The following is a 16,080-nucleotide window of genomic DNA, read 5'->3' on the forward strand; positions in this document are numbered from 1 at the left end:
TGGAACCGCGGAAGGGGAACAGCGCGCCGTGAGTGTCGTACCCGCAGAAGTGCTGCCGGGCGGTGTCCTGGCCGCCGACGCAGCGGCCCGGGCCGCGACCGAGCTCGCGCCGCCCGCGCGGCTGTGGCCGTCGCTGGCGGCCGTGTACCGGGCGCAGCTGTCCCGGGCGCGAGTGGCGCGCATCCCGCTGCTGTTCGTGGCGACCTTCCAGTCCGTCGGCATCATGATCATGATGCGCGGCGTCGTGGACGGCGGGGGCGAGGCGCACTTCGTCGTCGCCGGTTCGTCGGTCGTGGTCGTCGCGTTCGTCGCGCTGAACCTGCTGGCGCAGTACTTCGGGCAGCTGCGGGCCACCGGCGGGCTCGACCACTACGCCACGCTGCCGGTGCCGCCGGCCGCGGTGGTGCTGGGCGCCGCGGGGGCGTACGCCTCCTTCACGCTGCCGGGGACACTGGTGACCGCCGTCGTCGGGTGCCTGCTGTTCGGCCTGCCGATGGGCAACCTGTGGATCCTGCTGGCGGTGATCCCGCTGGCCGGGGCCGCGCTGTCCGGGCTGGGGGCGGCCTGCGGGCTGCTCGCGCCGCGGCCGGAGCTGGCCACGCTGCTGGGGCAGCTGGGCATGTCGGCGGCGCTGCTGCTGGGCGTGCTGCCGCCGGACCGGATGCCGCAGATCGTGCGGTTCGCCCGCGACCTGCTGCCGTCGACGTACGGCGTGGACGCGTACGCGCGGACCTTCGCCGCGCACCCCGACTGGGCGCGGGTGGCCGGGGACCTGGCGGTGTGCGCCGGGGTCGGGGTGATCTCCCTGGCCGCGGCCACCTGGGCGTACCGCCGGGCCGCCGTCCGGTGACGCGTCCCGCGGCCGGGCCTGGCACGATGTCAGGGTGACCGCACCGTTGACACCGCCTCCGCCGCCGCACGAACAGCCCTCGCACAGCGCGTGGCCCCCGGCCGGGGCCGGGCACGCGGTGGGCGCGTCCGGGGATCCGCACGGGGGCAAGGGCGAGGACGGGCCCGGTCTGCGGACGGAGCTGCGGGAAGCCGTGGTGATCGCGGTGGCCCTGGTGCTGGGCGGGGCGCTGCTCGGGGTGGTGTGGAGCCGGCTGGCGCCGCGCGTGCCGCTCGTCGGTGACGTGGTGAACGGCGCGTGGGTGGTCTACCTCGAGGACACCGAGGGGGAGCAGTCGGTCGGCGTCGACGGAACGTTCACTCTGCTCGCGCTGGCGTTCGGTGCGGTGAGCGCGGTGGCGGTGTTCCTGGTGCGGCGGCGCGGCGGTGTGCCGGCCGTGGTGGCGCTGGGCGTCGGCGGTCTGCTCGGGTCACTGCTCGCCTGGCGGCTGGGCGTCTGGCTCGGGCCCGCGCAGGACGTGCTGGCCCACGCGAAGGACGTGGGCCGGGGCGTGACGTTCCCGGCGCCGTTGCGGCTGGCGGCGAAGGGCGCGCTGCTGGCCTGGTCGTTCTCGGCGCTGCTGGTGCACCTGGGGCTCATGGCGCTGTTCGGGCCGCGGGACCCCGAGCCGGTGGAGCCGGTGCCCCCCGGGCCGTACGGGGCGGCGCGGTAGTCCCCCGGGCGCCAGGCGCCCGGGCCGCGCACGGCCCGACGCGTGCTCACGCGCGGCCGATGGGCGCCAGGGCCGCTCCGGTCAGCGCGGCCAGGTCGCCGGGGGCGAGTTCCACCTCCAGGCCCCGGCGGCCCGCCGAGACGCAGATCGTGGCGTGGCCGGCGGCCGAGGCGTCCAGGACCGTGCGCAGTCTCCTGCGCTGGCCCAGCGGGGAGATGCCGCCGCGGACGTAGCCCGTGGTGCGCTCGGCCAGGGACGGGTCCGCCATCGCCGCCTTCTTGCCGCCCACGGCCGCGGCCAGCGCCTTCAGGTCCAGCGTGCCCGCCACCGGGACCACCGCCACCGTCAGGGTGCCGTCGACGTCCGCCACCAGGGTCTTGAAGACGCGCTCCGGTGCGACGCCCATGGCCTGCGCCGCCTCCTCCCCGTAGGAGGGGTGGGACGGGTCGTGGTCGTAGGAGTGGACCGTGAAGGCCACGCCCGCCGCGGTCAGCGCCACCGTCGCGGGCGTGCCGCCGGGCTGCTGGTTCTTCTTCGGCTTCTTCGCCATCCGGGCTGTTCCCCAGCTCGTTCGCAGGTCAGTTGAGGCTCGTCGGCGCCCGCGTCAGCTCCGCGGCCGGCAACGACGGCAGCGTACGGAGGATGGCGGTCTCGGAGCGAAGGAGTTTCAGTTCGTCGCGCAGCCGGGAGGCGGTGTCCGGCGCCTGGAGCAGCCGCTGCTTGGTGGGGGTGTCCAGCATCATCGCGGCGGCCACCAGGTACGACACCACCGACGGCTCGTCCGGCAGTTCCGCGCCGGTGGACAGCGACCGCTCCCGCGCGCCCGCCAGCCGCTTCTGGTACTGCCGGAACGCCCGCAGCACCCCCTCGGCCAGCGCCCCCGCCTCGTCGCCCGGCTCCTCGGCCAGCTCCTCCAGCTCGGCCGTCAGGTACGGCCCCGACGCGTCCACCGACAGCAGCCGCACCCGGGTCGTCCCGGTCGCCAGGACCTCGAAGGTGCCGTCGGCCCGCTCCCGGACGGTCGCCGCGTCGGCCACACAGCCCACGCCGTGGAACGCCCGGGCCGGGTCGGCGCCGAACCCGGCCGCCGCCCCCCGCTCCGGCACCGCCGTCGGGTCGGGCATGCCGGGCGAGCTCGGCGCGACCTCGTGGCCGTCGCGGATCGCCACGACGGCGAAGCGGCGCGGCGTGTCCTCGGGGGCCTTCACCAGCGCGCGCAGCATCGCGCGGTAGCGCTCCTCGAAGACGTTCAGGGGGAGCACGAGTCCCGGGAACAGCACCGTGTTCAGGGGGAAGAGCGGCAGCCGGACGGTGGTCACGACGCAAGAGCCTAATGGGCGCCGGACCGTACCCGTCCGCCCCGCCCCCGCTCCGGGCCCCGGAACCGGGCGGGGGTGACGGCCCGGACCCCCCTGGGGCCCGCCGGACACCCCTAGTTGCGCCGCAGCAGCCGGGTCGCCCCCGCCGCCACCGTCGTGGCGAGTATCCAGCCCAGCAGCACCAGCGCGGCGGCGAGCCACTGCCAGCCGCCGTCCAGGTGCCAGAACCCCACCTGGCCCAGATCGATCACCGGCAGCAGCAGATCCAGGGAGAACAGCGCCGGATTCCACGGCGGGTCCCCGGCGCTGCCTCCCGTCCGGGGCCGCCCGGCGGACGCGAAGGCCAGCGAGCCGGCCGCCCACAGCACCGCCATCCACACCGCCGCCCGCCCCGGCCGGTATCCGTAGGCCACTGTCAGGTCCTGCGCGTACCCCCAGAGCTTGCCGCCCGGCGGCAGGGTCTCCCGGCGGCGGCGCTGCTTGGCGAGCAGCACCTCGCGCGCGTCCTCGTCCTCGCCGCCCGCCCGCAGCACGGCGGCGAGCCGCTCGTACGGCTCGGGGTGGTACTCGGCGGTCGCCGCGGCCACCCACGTCAACCGCTCGGCCAGCGGGAACGCCCCCTGCGGCACCAGGTTCTCGTAGGTGAACCCCCGCATGTAGAGGTTGCCGATCCCGGGCCAGCTGCCCGCCCGGTCGACCAGGTTGACGGTCCGCGCGCCGGACAGCACCACCCTGCCGCGCTGCGGGCGCTCCCCGAGGAAGCGCAGCTCGGGCACCTGCACCCGGCGCAGGGACAGCTCCTGGTCGTCGGTGAAGGTGAACCGGGCGCGCTCCAGGTCGACCGCGTCCCCGAACCGGCCGTCGTCCAGCCGCACCCCGCCCTGGCACTCGAAGTGCTGGACCCGCGTCCCGCGCGCGGGGGTGCGCCCGGCGAGCTGCGGCCCGCCGACGCCGGCCGGGGACAGGTACAGCGTGCGCTCGACGGTCAGCTGCGGGGCGTTCAGCGCGAGCCGGGTGTACGGGTTGCGCAGCCGTGCCCCGCGCAGGCTGAGCGAGACGCCCACCTTGGCGCTGCGCAGGCTCAGCTCGCCGTGCGACTCCAGCATCTCGGCCTGCAGGTCCTGGCCGACGGTCAGGCCGTCCGCGGAGATCGAGCGGCCGGTGCGGTCCCGGTACACGACGGCCTGGTTGAGCAGCAGGTCGGTGCCGATGTGCGCGTCGGTGATCCGGACGCCGTTGTGGAACCGGCAGCGCGGCAGGTGCAGATCGCCCTCGATGTGCACCCGGGCCGCCTCCAGCCGCGGCACCGAGCAGTTCACCAGCCGCACGGTCCGGAACTGGGCCTCCGGCATCAGGATCTCCCGCTCGAAACGGCACCCCTGCAGCTCGACGTAGGGCACCACGGTGCCGCCCGCCAGGTCCAGGCTGCCGCTGATCTGCACCCCGGTCAGCTTCAGCGCGGAGACCCGGCCCGCGAGCGCGGGCGGCCCGTCCAGCAGCAGCCAGCACACGATGCGCGCCCGCACGGTCCGCCCCGGGCCCCACGGGTGGCCCCCGTGCGGATCGTCGACGAGCGTGTCCCCGCTGCTCAGGTCGTACACGCTGCCGTTGCGGAAGGCCTGCCACATGCCGGCCTCGGCGGCGGTCAGGTCCTCCGGCGGGTCCCCGTCCCGGATGCCGGCCCCCTCGGTCACGGTGTCCCCTCTCCTCCCCGGCTGCCCAGTCGTTTCGTACTGCCGTTCATGCCCGCTGGGTGACGGCCCGAACGCGCTGCGTGCCACCGGTCTGCCCGGCGGCGGCACGGGGCGTGACCGGTGTCTCGTATCAGCCACTGATACGCGCGGACGGCACCGCGTCCGGGTCTGCGAGAATTGAGTGCGTGATCTCCCGAATCGATCTGCGCGGCGACGCCCTCCCCGAAGGGCCCGCCCTGCGCGACCTGCTGCCCCGAGCCGACTTCGACGTTCAGGCCGCCCTGGAGAAGGTGCGTCCGATCTGCGAGGCCGTGCATCATCGGGGCGACGCGGCGCTGATCGACTTCGCCGAGAAGTTCGACGGCGTCAGACTCGACCAGGTCCGGGTCCCCCCGGCGGCGCTCGCCCGCGCGCTGGAGGAGCTCGACCCGGCCGTGCGCGCGGCCCTGGAGGAGTCGATCCGGCGGGCCCGGCTGGTCCACCGCGCGCAGCGCCGCTCCCCGCACACCACCCAGGTGGTGCCCGGCGGCACGGTGACCGAGAAGTGGGTGCCGGTCGACCGCGTCGGCCTGTACGCGCCGGGCGGCCGCTCGGTCTACCCGTCCTCCGTGGTCATGAACGTCGTGCCCGCGCAGGAGGCCGGCGTCGAGTCCGTCGCGCTCGCCTCGCCCGCCCAGGCCGAGTTCGGCGGGCTGCCGCACCCGACGATCCTCGCCGCGTGCGCGCTGCTCGGCGTGGACGAGGTGTACGCCGCGGGCGGCGCCACCGCCGTCGCGATGTTCGCCTACGGCACCGAGTCCTGCCCGCCCGCCAACATGGTCACCGGCCCCGGCAACATCTGGGTCGCCGCCGCCAAGCGCTTCTTCACCGGGAAGATCGGCATCGACGCCGAGGCCGGCCCGACCGAGATCGCGATCCTCGCCGACGCGAGCGCCGACCCGGTGCACGTCGCCGCCGACCTGATCAGCCAGGCCGAGCACGACCCGCTCGCGGCGGCCGTCCTGGTCACCGACTCGACCGAGCTGGCCGACGCGGTGGAGCGGGAGCTCCAGCCGCAGGTCGCGGCCACCCGGCACGTCGACGACCGGATCGTTCCGGCGCTCAAGGGCCGGCAGTCGGCGATCGTCCTGGTCGACGGTGTCGAGGAGGGCCTGCGGGTCGTCGACGCGTACGGCGCCGAGCACCTGGAGATCCAGACCGCCGACGCCGCCGCGGTGGCCGACCGGGTCCGCAACGCGGGCGCGATCTTCATCGGCCCCTGGGCGCCGGTGTCGCTGGGCGACTACGCGGCCGGGTCCAACCACGTCCTGCCCACCGGCGGCTGCGCCTGCCACTCCTCGGGCCTGTCCGTGCAGTCCTTCCTGCGCGGTATCCACGTCGTCGACTACACGAAGGACGCGCTGGCCGAGGTCGCGCACCACGTGGTGACGCTGGCGGAGGCGGAGGACCTGCCCGCGCACGGCGCGGCGATCAAGGCCCGGTTCGACTGGAAGGTTCCCGAGGGCAAGTGACCGGCATCGACGATCTCCCCGTACGGGACGAGCTGCGCGGCAAGTCCCCCTACGGCGCGCCCCAGCTGGACGTGCCGGTACGGCTGAACACCAACGAGAACCCCTACCCGCTGCCCGAGCCGCTGGTCGAGCGGATCGCCGAGCGGGTGCGCGCGGCGGCCCGCGACCTCAACCGCTACCCGGACCGGGACGCGGTCGAGCTGCGCACGCGGCTCGCCGAGTACCTGACCAGGACCGCCGGCCACCCGGTCGGCCCGGCGAACGTCTGGGCGGCCAACGGCTCCAACGAGGTCATCCAGCAGCTGCTGCAGGCCTTCGGCGGACCCGGCCGCACGGCGATCGGCTTCGAGCCGTCGTACTCGATGCACGGCCTGATCGCGCGCTCCACCGGCACCGGCTGGATCTCCGGTCCGCGTGACGACGACTTCACCGTCGACCTCGCCGCCGCCCGGCGGGCGATCGCCGAGCACCGGCCCGACGTCGTCTTCGTCACCACCCCCAACAACCCCACCGGAAACGCGGTCCCGCCTGAGACGGTGCTGGCCCTGTACGAGGCCGCCCAGGCGGCGAAGCCGTCGATGGTGGTGGTGGACGAGGCCTACGTCGAGTTCAGCCACGGCGACTCGCTGCTGCCGCTGCTGGCGGGCCGTCCGCACCTGGTGGTCTCCCGGACCATGTCCAAGGCGTTCGGCGCGGCCGGTCTGCGCCTGGGCTACCTCGCCGCGGACCCGGCCGTGGTGGACGCCGTGCAGCTGGTCCGGCTGCCGTACCACCTGTCGGCGGTCACCCAGGCGACCGCCCTGGCCGCCCTGGAGCACACCGACACGCTGCTCGGGTACGTCGAGCAGCTCAAGGCCGAGCGTGACCGGCTGGTCGCCGAACTGCGCGCGATCGGCTACGACGTGACCGAGTCGGACGCGAACTTCGTGCAGTTCGGCCGGTTCGCCGACGCGCACGACGCCTGGCGCCGGATCCTCGACCGTGGCGTCCTGGTCCGGGACAACGGCGTGCCGGGGTGGCTGCGGGTCACCGCCGGGACGCCGCAGGAGAACGACGCGTTCCTCGACGCGGTCCGTGAGTTGAAGAAGGAGCAGAGTTCATGAGCCGCGTGGGACGCGTGCAGCGCACGACCAAGGAGACCTCGGTCCTGGTCGAGATCGACCTCGACGGCACCGGCAAGGCCGACGTGTCGACCGGGGTCGGCTTCTACGACCACATGCTCGACCAGCTCGGCCGGCACGGTCTGTTCGACCTGACCGTGAAGACCGAGGGCGACCTGCACATCGACTCGCACCACACCATCGAGGACACCGCCCTCGCGCTCGGCGCCGCCTTCAAGCAGGCGCTCGGCGACAAGGTGGGCATCTACCGCTTCGGCAACTGCACGGTCCCGCTGGACGAGTCCCTCGCCCAGGTCACCGTCGACCTCTCCGGCCGCCCCTACCTCGTGCACACCGAGCCCGAGAACATGGCGCCGATGATCGGCGAGTACGACACCACGATGACCCGGCACATCCTGGAGTCCTTCGTCGCCCAGGCGCAGATCGCCCTGCACGTGCACGTGCCCTACGGGCGCAACGCGCACCACATCGTGGAGTGCCAGTTCAAGGCCCTCGCGCGGGCGCTGCGGTACGCCTCCGAGCGCGACCCGCGCGCGGCCGGCATCCTGCCCTCCACGAAGGGCGCGCTGTGACCGGCACCTCCACCCTGCTGATCGTCGTCGGCCTGTTCCTGGTCGGCGGCATCATCTCCTTCGTCAAGCAGCGGATGCCCACGGGCCTGATCGTGCTGCTCTCCATCGGCGCCGCGATGTGCCTGGTCGCGGGCGTCCTGCGGCTGGAGGTGTGGAATTGAGCGCTCCCAGGAGCGTCGTGGTCTTCGACTACGGCTTCGGCAACGTGAGGTCGGCCGAACGCGCCCTCGCGCGCGTGGGCGCCGAGGTGGAGATAACCCGCGACTTCGACCGGGCGATGAACGCGGACGGCCTGCTGGTGCCGGGCGTCGGCGCCTTCGCCGCCTGCATGACCGGCCTGCGCGAGGCCCGCGGCGACTGGATCGTCGACCGGCGGCTGGCCGGCGGGCGCCCGGTGATGGGCATCTGCGTCGGCATGCAGATCCTCTTCGCCCGGGGCATCGAGCACGGCATCGAGACCGAGGGCCTCGACGAGTGGCCCGGCGCGGTCGAGCCGCTCCAGGCCGACGTCGTGCCGCACATGGGCTGGAACACCGTCGAGGCACCGGCCGGCTCCGAGCTGTTCGCCGGCCTGGACGCGGACGCGCGGTTCTACTTCGTGCACTCCTACGCCGTCCACGACTGGTCCCTCCCGACGCACAACCCGACGATGACCGCCCCCAAGGTGACCTGGTCGACGCACGGCAAACCGTTCGTGGCCGCCGTGGAGAACGGCGCCCTGTGGGCCACGCAGTTCCACCCCGAGAAGTCCGGCGACGCCGGCGCGCAGCTGCTCACCAACTGGATCGGAACCCTGTAGAGACATGGCCAAGCTCGAACTCCTCCCCGCCGTCGACGTCCGCGACGGCCAGGCCGTCCGTCTGGTGCACGGCGAGTCCGGCACGGAGACCTCGTACGGCTCCCCCCTGGAGGCGGCCCTCGCCTGGCAGCGGTCGGGCGCCGAGTGGCTGCACCTGGTCGACCTGGACGCCGCCTTCGGCACCGGCGACAACCGCGCGCTGATCGCCGAGGTCGCGGGGGCGATGGACATCAAGGTGGAGCTGTCCGGCGGCATCCGCGACGACGACACCCTCGCCGCCGCCCTCGCCACCGGCTGCACCCGCGTCAACCTCGGCACCGCCGCCCTGGAGACCCCCGAGTGGGTCGCCAAGGTCATCGCCGAGCACGGCGCCAAGATCGCCGTCGGTCTCGACGTCCGCGGCACGACCCTGCGCGGCCGCGGCTGGACCCGGGACGGCGGCGACCTCTACGAGACGCTGGAGCGCCTCGACAAGGAGGGCTGCGCCCGGTACGTCGTCACCGACATCGCCAAGGACGGCACCCTGCAGGGCCCCAACCTGGAACTGCTGAAGAACGTCTGCGCGGCGACCGACCGCCCGGTCGTGGCCTCCGGCGGCGTGTCCTCGCTGGACGACCTGCGGGCGATCGCCGCGCTCGTGCCCCTCGGCGTCGAGGGCGCGATCGTCGGCAAGGCGCTGTACGCGAAGGCGTTCACCCTGGAAGAGGCACTGGAGGCCACCTCGTGAACAAGGACACCGTGTCATGACGTCCGATGCCGTACGGCGGGTGCGGAGCGGGAGCCCCTGGGAGGAGACCTTCGGTTCCGCACACGCCGTCGCGGCGGGCGACCGGGTCCTGGTGGGCGGCACGACGGCCTTCAAGGGCAGCGTGCTGTACGGGGAGGGCGACCCGTACGAGCAGGCCAAGGTGGCCTTCACCAGCGCGATCGAGGCGATCGCCGAGTTCGGGCTCGGTGTCGGGTCCGTGATCCGCACCCGCATGTACCTGACGCATCAGCGGGACGTGGACGAGGTGGGCCGCGCCCACAGGGAACTCTTCGGCACGGTGCGCCCGGTGTCCACCCTCCTGGTGGTGGAGGGCTTCGTGGACCCGCGCATCCTGGTCGAAGTCGAAGTAGAGGCATGCAGAGGAGCCGAGCAGTCATGACCCTGGCGGTCCGAGTCATCCCCTGCCTGGACGTGGACAACGGCCGGGTCGTCAAGGGCGTCAACTTCCAGAACCTGCGCGACGCGGGCGACCCCGTCGAGATGGCGAAGGTGTACGACGCCGAGGGCGCCGACGAGCTGACGTTCCTGGACATCACCGCGTCCTCGGGCAACCGCGAGACGACGTACGACGTGGTGCGCCGCACCGCCGAGCAGGTGTTCATCCCGCTGACGGTCGGCGGCGGTGTGCGCACCGCCGAGGACGTGGACCGGCTGCTGCGGGCCGGCGCCGACAAGGTGGGCGTCAACACCGCCGCCATCGCCCGGCCCGACCTGATCCGCGAGATCGCCGAGCGGTTCGGGCGGCAGGTGCTGGTGCTGTCGGTCGACGCGCGGCGCACGCAGGGCGGGTCCTTCGAGGTGACCACGCACGGCGGCCGCAAGGGCACCGGCATCGACGCCGTCGAGTGGGCGCACCGGGCCGCCGAGCTGGGCGCGGGCGAGATCCTGCTCAACTCGATGGACGCGGACGGCACCAAGGACGGCTACGACCTGGAGATGATCGCCGCGGTCCGCAAGCACGTCACCGTGCCGGTCATCGCCTCCGGCGGCGCGGGCCGGCTGGCCGACTTCCCGCCGGCCGTCGAGGCCGGCGCGGACGCCGTCCTCGCGGCCTCGGTGTTCCACTTCGGCGATCTGCGGATCGGTGAGGTGAAGCAGACCCTGCGGGCGGCGGGCCACCCCGTGCGGTGAGCCGGGCCGCCGCCCGGCTCAGAAGCCGAGCTGCCTGCTCTCCTCCAGCCTGGTGATCGCTTCCGCGTCGCCGTCCACGTCCACCTTGGCGGCGCTCTGCCGGCCGTAGAGGAACAGCAGCAGCTCGGACGGCTCGCCCGTCACCGTGACCACCGGCGTGCCCCGGTGGGCGACCGCGGTCTGGCCGTCGGGGCGCCGCAGCACCAGGCCCGTGGGGACACCGCGGCCCATCAGCCGGGCGACGCGCTCCAGACGCGACCACAGGGCGTCCTGGAAGACCGGGTCGAGCTCACGCGTCGTCCAGTCGGGCTGCGCCCGGCGGACGTCCTCGGTGTGCACGTAGAACTCGATCGTGTTCGACATCTCGTCGATCTGCTTGAGCTGGAAGGGTGAGAAGCGCGGCGGGCCGGTGCGGATCAGCTGGATCAGTTCCTCGTACGGCTTCCCCGCGTACTCCTCCATCACCTTCTCCAGGCGTGGCGCGAGCTGCTTGATCAGCATGCCCCCGGCCGCGTCCGGGCGGCGCTCGCGCACGACCACGTGCGCGGCCAGGTCGCGGGTCAGCCAGCCCTCGCACAGGGTGCGGGCCTCCGGCCCGGCGGTCTCCAAGAGGTCGGCGAGCAGAAGCCGTTCACGCTTGGCAAAGGTCGACATGGGGTCAGCCTACGACCGGGGGCGCGTACCGCACAGTGGACGGCCAGGGGGACTGCCGGTGCGGCGCGGCACAATGAGACGCATGACCAGTACGCCGCCGCCCAGCAGCCTCGACCCGGAGATCGCCGCGCGCCTCAGGCGCAGCGCGGACGGACTCCTGCCCGCCATCGCCCAGCAGTACGACACCGGCGAGGTGCTGATGCTGGGCTGGATGGACGACGAGGCCCTGCACCGCACCCTGACCACCGGCCGCTGCACGTACTGGTCGCGCAGCCGCCGGGAGTACTGGGTCAAGGGCGACACCTCCGGGCACGTCCAGTGGGTGAAGTCCGTCGCCCTCGACTGCGACGCCGACACCGTCCTGGTCCAGGTCGACCAGGTCGGCGCCGCCTGCCACACCGGCGCGCGCACCTGCTTCGACGCCGACGTGCTGCTGAAGGACTCCGGGCCCGGCACACCGGCCCGGGACCGGTAGGGGCGGCCGCCATGGACCTCGACACGTTCCGCAAGCTGGCCACCGACCGCCGCGTCATCCCCGTCACCCGCAAGCTCCTGGCCGACGGCGACACCCCGGTCGGGCTGTACCGCAAGCTCGCCGCCGAGCGCCCCGGCACCTTCCTGCTGGAGTCCGCGGAGAACGGCCGCTCCTGGTCGCGCTACTCCTTCGTGGGCGTCCGCAGCGCCGCCACGCTCACCGAACGGGACGGCCGCGTGCACTGGCTGGGCCGGCCCCCGGTGGGCCTGCCCGTCGACGGCGACCCGCTGGCCGCCCTGCGCGCCACCGTCGAGGCGCTGCACACGCCCCACCAGGAGGGCCTGCCGCCGTTCACCGGCGGCATGGTCGGCTACCTCGGGTACGACATCGTCCGCCGCCTGGAGAAGATCGGCCCCGGCGAGCGGGACGACCTGCGGCTGCCCGAGCTGACCATGCTGCTGACCAGCGACCTCGCGGTGATGGACCACTGGGAGGGCGCCGTCCTGCTGATCGCCAACGCGATCAACCACAACGACCTCGACACCGGCGTCGACGAGGCCTACGCCGACGCCGTGGCCCGCCTGGACGCCATGGAGGCCGACCTCACGCGCGCGGTGGCCCAGCCGCCGGCCGTGCTGCCGCCCTCCGAGCTGCCGGAGTACAGCGCGCTGTGGGGCGGCCCCGACTTCCACGCGGCCGTCGAGGACGTCAAGGAGCGCATCCGGGCCGGCGAGGCCTTCCAGGTCGTGCCCTCGCAGCGGTTCGAGACGCCGTGCACGGCGAGCGCGCTGGACGTCTACCGCGTGCTGCGCGCGACCAACCCGTCGCCGTACATGTACCTGCTCCGCCTCGACGGCTTCGACATCGTCGGCTCCTCGCCCGAGGCGCTGGTCAAGGTCGAGGACGGCCGGGCGCTGCTGCACCCCATCGCCGGCACCCGGCCCCGGGGGGCGACCCCGCGCGAGGACCAGGCGCTGGCCGACGAGCTGCTGGCCGACCCCAAGGAGCGCGCCGAGCACCTGATGCTGGTCGACCTCGGCCGCAACGACCTCGGGCGGGTCTGCGAGCCCGGCTCGGTGGAGGTCGTCGACTTCATGTCCGTCGAGCGGTACTCGCACGTGATGCACATCGTCTCCACGGTCACCGGCCGGGTCGCGGCGGGCCGCACCGCCTTCGACGTGCTGACGGCCTGCTTCCCGGCGGGCACCCTCTCCGGCGCGCCCAAGCCGCGCGCGATGCAGATCATCGACGAACTGGAGCCGTCCCGGCGCGGCCTGTACGGCGGCTGCGTCGGCTACCTCGACTTCGCCGGCGACTCCGACACCGCCATCGCCATCCGCACCGCCCTGCTGCGCGACGGCACCGCCTACGTCCAGGCGGGCGCGGGCGTCGTCGCCGACTCCGACCCGCTCGCCGAGGACACCGAGTGCCGCAACAAGGCGGCGGCGGTGCTGCGCGCGGTGCACACGGCCAACCGGCTCGGACAATGGGGCGCTTCTCACGTGAACCCCGGGTGACACCGCACCCCCGGGGCAGGCGATAGTGGAGTACGTGACTGCTGCTCCTCACCCCCGTTCCGAAGCCCCCGCCTCCGCGCGCGCCGGGCGGCGGAGTCTCGCCCTGGCCCTGCTGTGCGGCGCGCTCGGCGCGGCCGTGGCGCTGCTGGCCACCCGACAGCAGTGGTCGCAGGGCACCGCGTCGGTGGCCGGCGGCGCCTTCCCGCTGACCGCCCGGGGCAGCGACGTCACCGGCGTCCCCGCCGCCCTCGCCGTCGTGGGCCTGGCCGCGCTCGTCGCCGTCTTCGCCGTCCGCCGGGCCGGCCGCCTGCTGGTCGCCGGGCTGCTCGCGCTGTGCGGCGCGGGCACCGTCGCCGCCGCGCTGTCCGGCGCCTCCGACCGCTCCGCGCTCGACGAGAAGGCCGCGCAGGCCTCCGGCGACACCTCCGCCACCGTGGCGGCCCTCACCCACACCGCGTGGCCGTACGCCGCGGCCGCGGGCGGCGCCCTGCTCCTGCTCGCCGGGCTCCTCGCCCTGCGCTACGGCCGCCTGTGGCCCGCGATGTCCGGCCGCTACGAGCGGGACGTCGCCCCGAGCGCCCGCCGCGGCGGCGCACCCGCCGTCGACCCCGACCGGCCCGAGGACCTCTGGAAGGCCCTGGACCGCGGCGAGGACCCGACCGGCACCGGACCCGCCTAGGGGGCCTCCGGTCGATCCGGCCGGATCCGGACACCGCGAGCCCGGCATGATCGACGGGACGGCCCCCTGGCGACGGGCCGGGGCCGGCTGCCGCGGTGTGGCGAAACAGACGCACCCGGCATCAGCCCCCCGCGCGGGGCACGCGCACGCGTACGGGACAATGGGACGACGAGCGTCAGGCTCGACCACGCATACGGCAACGAGGAGCAAGCAATGGCGGACAGCAGCCACGGGCACGGTCACACCCCCGCCGCCTGGACCGGTGTCATCATCGTCTTCATCGGTTTCTGCGTCGCGGGCGCCTTCATGGTGATGGCCCTCCCGCTCGGCTTCTGGGCAGGCATGGCGATCGTGGTCCTGGGCGGTGTCGTCGGCGGCGTGATGCGCGCGATGGGCCTGGGCGCGCCCAAGGCGCAGCCCCTCAGGATGACCTCCGGCGCGCAGCCCGCGCGGGCCGTGACCGCCCGCGAGCCGGTCGCCGCCGAGAGCTGATCCGGCCCGTACGGCCTTCCGCCGCGACCTCGTCGAGGGGCGGCCCGGCGCGACGCCGGGCCGCCCCTCGCGCGTGCCCGGGCCCGGGCCCGGCACAATGCGGGGCATGAACCCCGACCGCCGCACCCCCGCACGCCGGCTGGCCGCCCCGGCCGGTGTCCTCGCGGCCGTCGCCGCCGCCTTCGCCTACGTGGGGGCCGTGGACCCCAAGGAACCGGGCCACTACCCGGTCTGCCCGCTGCTGCGGTTCACCGGCCTGTACTGCCCCGGCTGCGGCGGGCTGCGCAGCGCGCACGCCGTCGTGCACGGCGACCTCCCGGCGGCGCTGCACGCCAACGCCCTGGCCGTCGCCGGGTACGTGTGCTTCGCCGTGGTGTGGACCGTCTGGGTGGTCCGCGCCGTCCGCGGCCGTCCGCTGCGCCTGGACCCGCCGCCCGCGTCCCTGTGGACGGCGGGCGCGTTGCTGCTGCTCTTCACCGTTGTCCGGAACCTGCCCTTCGGTGGCCGGCTCCATCCTTGATCAACTGGCGGCGGTCCAGGTAGTGGGATCGGCGTCGACCGGATGCGAGGCCTTCGCCCCGCTCCGGATACCATCGCAGTGACCACCGGTTCCCGTTCCCGGTTCCCGCCCCGGCCCCGGCCGGGGGAGCGGCCCGCGGATCGAGGCCGAAGCGCTGTAGCAGTCAACCGTCTGGAAGGGGGCCACTCGCGTGAGTGTGCTCGACGAGATCATCGACGGAGTCCGTGCCGACCTCGCGGAGCGGCAGGCGCGCGTGAGCCTCGACGAGCTCAAGGAGCGCGCGGCGAAGGCCCCCGCGACCAAGGACGGACTGGCCGCCCTGCGCGGCGACGGTGTCAAGGTCATCTGCGAGGTCAAGCGGTCCAGCCCCTCCAAGGGCGCCCTGGCGGCGATCGCCGACCCGGCCGGCCTGGCGGCGGACTACGAGGCGGGCGGCGCCGCCGTCATCTCCGTCCTCACCGAGCAGCGCCGCTTCGGCGGCTCCCTCGCCGACCTGGAGGCGGTCCGCGCGCGGGTGGACATCCCCGTGCTGCGCAAGGACTTCATCGTCACCTCGTACCAGCTGTGGGAGGCCCGGGCATACGGCGCCGACCTCGTGCTGCTGATCGTCGCGGCCCTCGACCAGCCCGCCCTGGAGTCCCTGATCGAGCGGGCGGTGTCCATCGGGCTCACCCCGCTCGTCGAGGTGCACGACGAGGAGGAGGTCGACCGCGCGGTCGACGCGGGCGCCAAGCTCATCGGTGTCAACGCCCGTAACCTCAAGACGCTGGAGGTCGACCGCGGCACCTTCGAGCGGGTCGCCCCGGAGATCCCCGAGGGCATCGTCACGGTCGCCGAGTCCGGCATCCGCGGCCCGCACGACCTGATCGCCTACGCCAACGCGGGCGCCGACGCCGTCCTGGTCGGCGAGTCCCTCGTCACCGGCAAGGACCCCAGGACGGCGGTGTCCGATCTGGTGGCCGCGGGCGCCCACCCCGCACTGCGGCACGGCCGGAGCTGACACGCCGGTAGGCTTGGCCGCGATGACACCGACCACGACCTCCGCCCCGGACCGGCACGCCCGCCTCGCGCGCGGCTGCCGCCCCCGGGGCTGCCGCGCGCCCGCCCGCCGGGTGCACGGCCGCCGGGTCCGGTACGTCATCGGTGACGAACCCGGGCAGGTGAACGGCCGTCGATGGCAGCGCCCCCTCGGGGGCGCGGGGAGCCGCCCGACGGGCCGCACACGGCCCGCGGCCGGCTGACCTCCCCGTCCCCCACGGCGCACA

21 protein-coding genes are annotated in these 16,080 nt (G+C 74.2%); 17 read left to right on the forward strand and 4 right to left on the reverse strand.

Annotated elements, in window-relative coordinates; genetic code table 11:
- Positions 1-28 precede the first annotated feature (28 nt).
- Positions 29-850, forward strand: a complete 822-nt coding sequence (locus ACFF45_RS01220; protein WP_381340644.1) for an ABC transporter permease — start codon at positions 29-31, stop codon at positions 848-850.
- Between the two features lie 34 nt (positions 851-884).
- The gene (locus tag ACFF45_RS01225; protein ID WP_381340647.1) at positions 885-1,562 is read left to right on the forward strand and encodes an AAA family ATPase; all 678 of its coding nucleotides are present in this window, start codon (positions 885-887) and stop codon (positions 1,560-1,562) included.
- A 46-nt stretch (positions 1,563-1,608) separates the two neighbouring features.
- Here ACFF45_RS01225 and ybaK read toward each other — a convergent pair whose 3' ends face one another.
- From ybaK to ACFF45_RS01240, 3 genes are all read right to left on the reverse strand, one after another.
- Entirely contained in the window at positions 1,609-2,112 is a 504-nt protein-coding gene (gene ybaK / locus ACFF45_RS01230) for a Cys-tRNA(Pro) deacylase (protein WP_381340650.1), read from the reverse strand.
- Between the two features lie 28 nt (positions 2,113-2,140).
- Positions 2,141-2,881 (reverse strand): LON peptidase substrate-binding domain-containing protein, encoded by a 741-nt coding sequence (locus tag ACFF45_RS01235; RefSeq protein ID WP_381340653.1) that lies wholly within the window; start codon positions 2,879-2,881, stop codon positions 2,141-2,143.
- A gap of 113 nt (positions 2,882-2,994) precedes the next feature.
- Positions 2,995-4,575, reverse strand: a complete 1,581-nt coding sequence (locus tag ACFF45_RS01240; RefSeq protein WP_381340655.1) for an oxidoreductase — start codon at positions 4,573-4,575, stop codon at positions 2,995-2,997.
- A 185-nt stretch (positions 4,576-4,760) separates the two neighbouring features.
- Here ACFF45_RS01240 and hisD point away from each other — a divergent pair, with 185 nt between their 5' ends.
- Genes hisD through hisF form a run of 8 tightly spaced genes read left to right on the forward strand, consistent with a single transcriptional unit; the run spans position 4,761 to position 10,478 of the window.
- Positions 4,761-6,086, forward strand: a complete 1,326-nt coding sequence (hisD, locus tag ACFF45_RS01245; protein ID WP_381340658.1) for a histidinol dehydrogenase — start codon at positions 4,761-4,763, stop codon at positions 6,084-6,086.
- On the forward strand, positions 6,083-7,189 hold the full coding sequence (locus ACFF45_RS01250) for a histidinol-phosphate transaminase (protein ID WP_381340661.1): 1,107 nt from the start codon (positions 6,083-6,085) through the stop codon (positions 7,187-7,189). The genes hisD and ACFF45_RS01250 overlap by 4 nt, the downstream gene beginning before the upstream one ends.
- Positions 7,186-7,779: an imidazoleglycerol-phosphate dehydratase HisB gene (gene hisB, locus ACFF45_RS01255; RefSeq protein ID WP_381340664.1), complete on the forward strand. Its 594-nt coding sequence runs from the start codon at positions 7,186-7,188 to the stop codon at positions 7,777-7,779. Before ACFF45_RS01250 ends, hisB begins: the two co-directional genes overlap by 4 nt.
- Positions 7,776-7,940 (forward strand): CG2302 family histidine operon protein, encoded by a 165-nt coding sequence (locus tag ACFF45_RS01260; RefSeq protein ID WP_381340667.1) that lies wholly within the window; start codon positions 7,776-7,778, stop codon positions 7,938-7,940. Before hisB ends, ACFF45_RS01260 begins: the two co-directional genes overlap by 4 nt.
- On the forward strand, positions 7,937-8,578 hold the full coding sequence (hisH, locus tag ACFF45_RS01265; RefSeq protein ID WP_381340669.1) for an imidazole glycerol phosphate synthase subunit HisH: 642 nt from the start codon (positions 7,937-7,939) through the stop codon (positions 8,576-8,578). Before ACFF45_RS01260 ends, hisH begins: the two co-directional genes overlap by 4 nt.
- Positions 8,579-8,582: 4 nt before the next feature.
- A complete protein-coding gene (gene priA, locus ACFF45_RS01270; RefSeq protein WP_381340672.1) occupies positions 8,583-9,305 on the forward strand; it encodes a bifunctional 1-(5-phosphoribosyl)-5-((5-phosphoribosylamino)methylideneamino)imidazole-4-carboxamide isomerase/phosphoribosylanthranilate isomerase PriA in 723 nt (240 codons plus the stop codon).
- A gap of 16 nt (positions 9,306-9,321) precedes the next feature.
- On the forward strand, positions 9,322-9,726 hold the full coding sequence (locus ACFF45_RS01275; RefSeq protein WP_381340674.1) for a RidA family protein: 405 nt from the start codon (positions 9,322-9,324) through the stop codon (positions 9,724-9,726).
- Positions 9,723-10,478: an imidazole glycerol phosphate synthase subunit HisF gene (hisF, locus tag ACFF45_RS01280; protein WP_381340677.1), complete on the forward strand. Its 756-nt coding sequence runs from the start codon at positions 9,723-9,725 to the stop codon at positions 10,476-10,478. Before ACFF45_RS01275 ends, hisF begins: the two co-directional genes overlap by 4 nt.
- Before the next feature lie 18 nt (positions 10,479-10,496).
- Here hisF and ACFF45_RS01285 read toward each other — a convergent pair whose 3' ends face one another.
- Complete coding sequence (locus ACFF45_RS01285) at positions 10,497-11,132, reverse strand: TIGR03085 family metal-binding protein (RefSeq protein WP_381340680.1); 636 nt, start codon at positions 11,130-11,132, stop codon at positions 10,497-10,499.
- Positions 11,133-11,214: 82 nt separating this feature from the next.
- Between ACFF45_RS01285 and hisI the strand changes: the two genes are divergently transcribed.
- The 7 genes from hisI (at position 11,215) to trpM (ending at position 16,056) form a co-directional block, all read left to right on the forward strand.
- Positions 11,215-11,607, forward strand: a complete 393-nt coding sequence (gene hisI / locus ACFF45_RS01290) for a phosphoribosyl-AMP cyclohydrolase (protein ID WP_381340683.1) — start codon at positions 11,215-11,217, stop codon at positions 11,605-11,607.
- A gap of 11 nt (positions 11,608-11,618) precedes the next feature.
- Positions 11,619-13,124 (forward strand): anthranilate synthase component I, encoded by a 1,506-nt coding sequence (locus tag ACFF45_RS01295; protein ID WP_381340686.1) that lies wholly within the window; start codon positions 11,619-11,621, stop codon positions 13,122-13,124.
- Between the two features lie 25 nt (positions 13,125-13,149).
- Positions 13,150-13,803: a TIGR02234 family membrane protein gene (locus tag ACFF45_RS01300; RefSeq protein ID WP_381340689.1), complete on the forward strand. Its 654-nt coding sequence runs from the start codon at positions 13,150-13,152 to the stop codon at positions 13,801-13,803.
- Between the two features lie 213 nt (positions 13,804-14,016).
- Positions 14,017-14,295 carry an HGxxPAAW family protein gene (locus ACFF45_RS01305; RefSeq protein ID WP_381340692.1) on the forward strand — a complete coding sequence of 93 codons (279 nt, stop codon included), beginning with the start codon at positions 14,017-14,019 and terminating at the stop codon, positions 14,293-14,295.
- A gap of 97 nt (positions 14,296-14,392) precedes the next feature.
- Entirely contained in the window at positions 14,393-14,815 is a 423-nt protein-coding gene (locus tag ACFF45_RS01310) for a DUF2752 domain-containing protein (RefSeq protein WP_381340694.1), read from the forward strand.
- A 190-nt stretch (positions 14,816-15,005) separates the two neighbouring features.
- Positions 15,006-15,815, forward strand: coding sequence for an indole-3-glycerol phosphate synthase TrpC (trpC, locus tag ACFF45_RS01315; RefSeq protein WP_381340697.1), 810 nt, complete (start codon positions 15,006-15,008; stop codon positions 15,813-15,815).
- 22 nt (positions 15,816-15,837) lie between these two features.
- Positions 15,838-16,056, forward strand: a complete 219-nt coding sequence (trpM, locus tag ACFF45_RS01320) for a tryptophan biosynthesis modulator TrpM (RefSeq protein ID WP_381340700.1) — start codon at positions 15,838-15,840, stop codon at positions 16,054-16,056.
- Positions 16,057-16,080: the final 24 nt, after the last annotated feature.

It is taken from the genome of Streptomyces cinereospinus (assembly GCF_042430725.1).
Lineage (GTDB): Bacteria > Actinomycetota > Actinomycetes > Streptomycetales > Streptomycetaceae > Streptomyces > Streptomyces cinereospinus.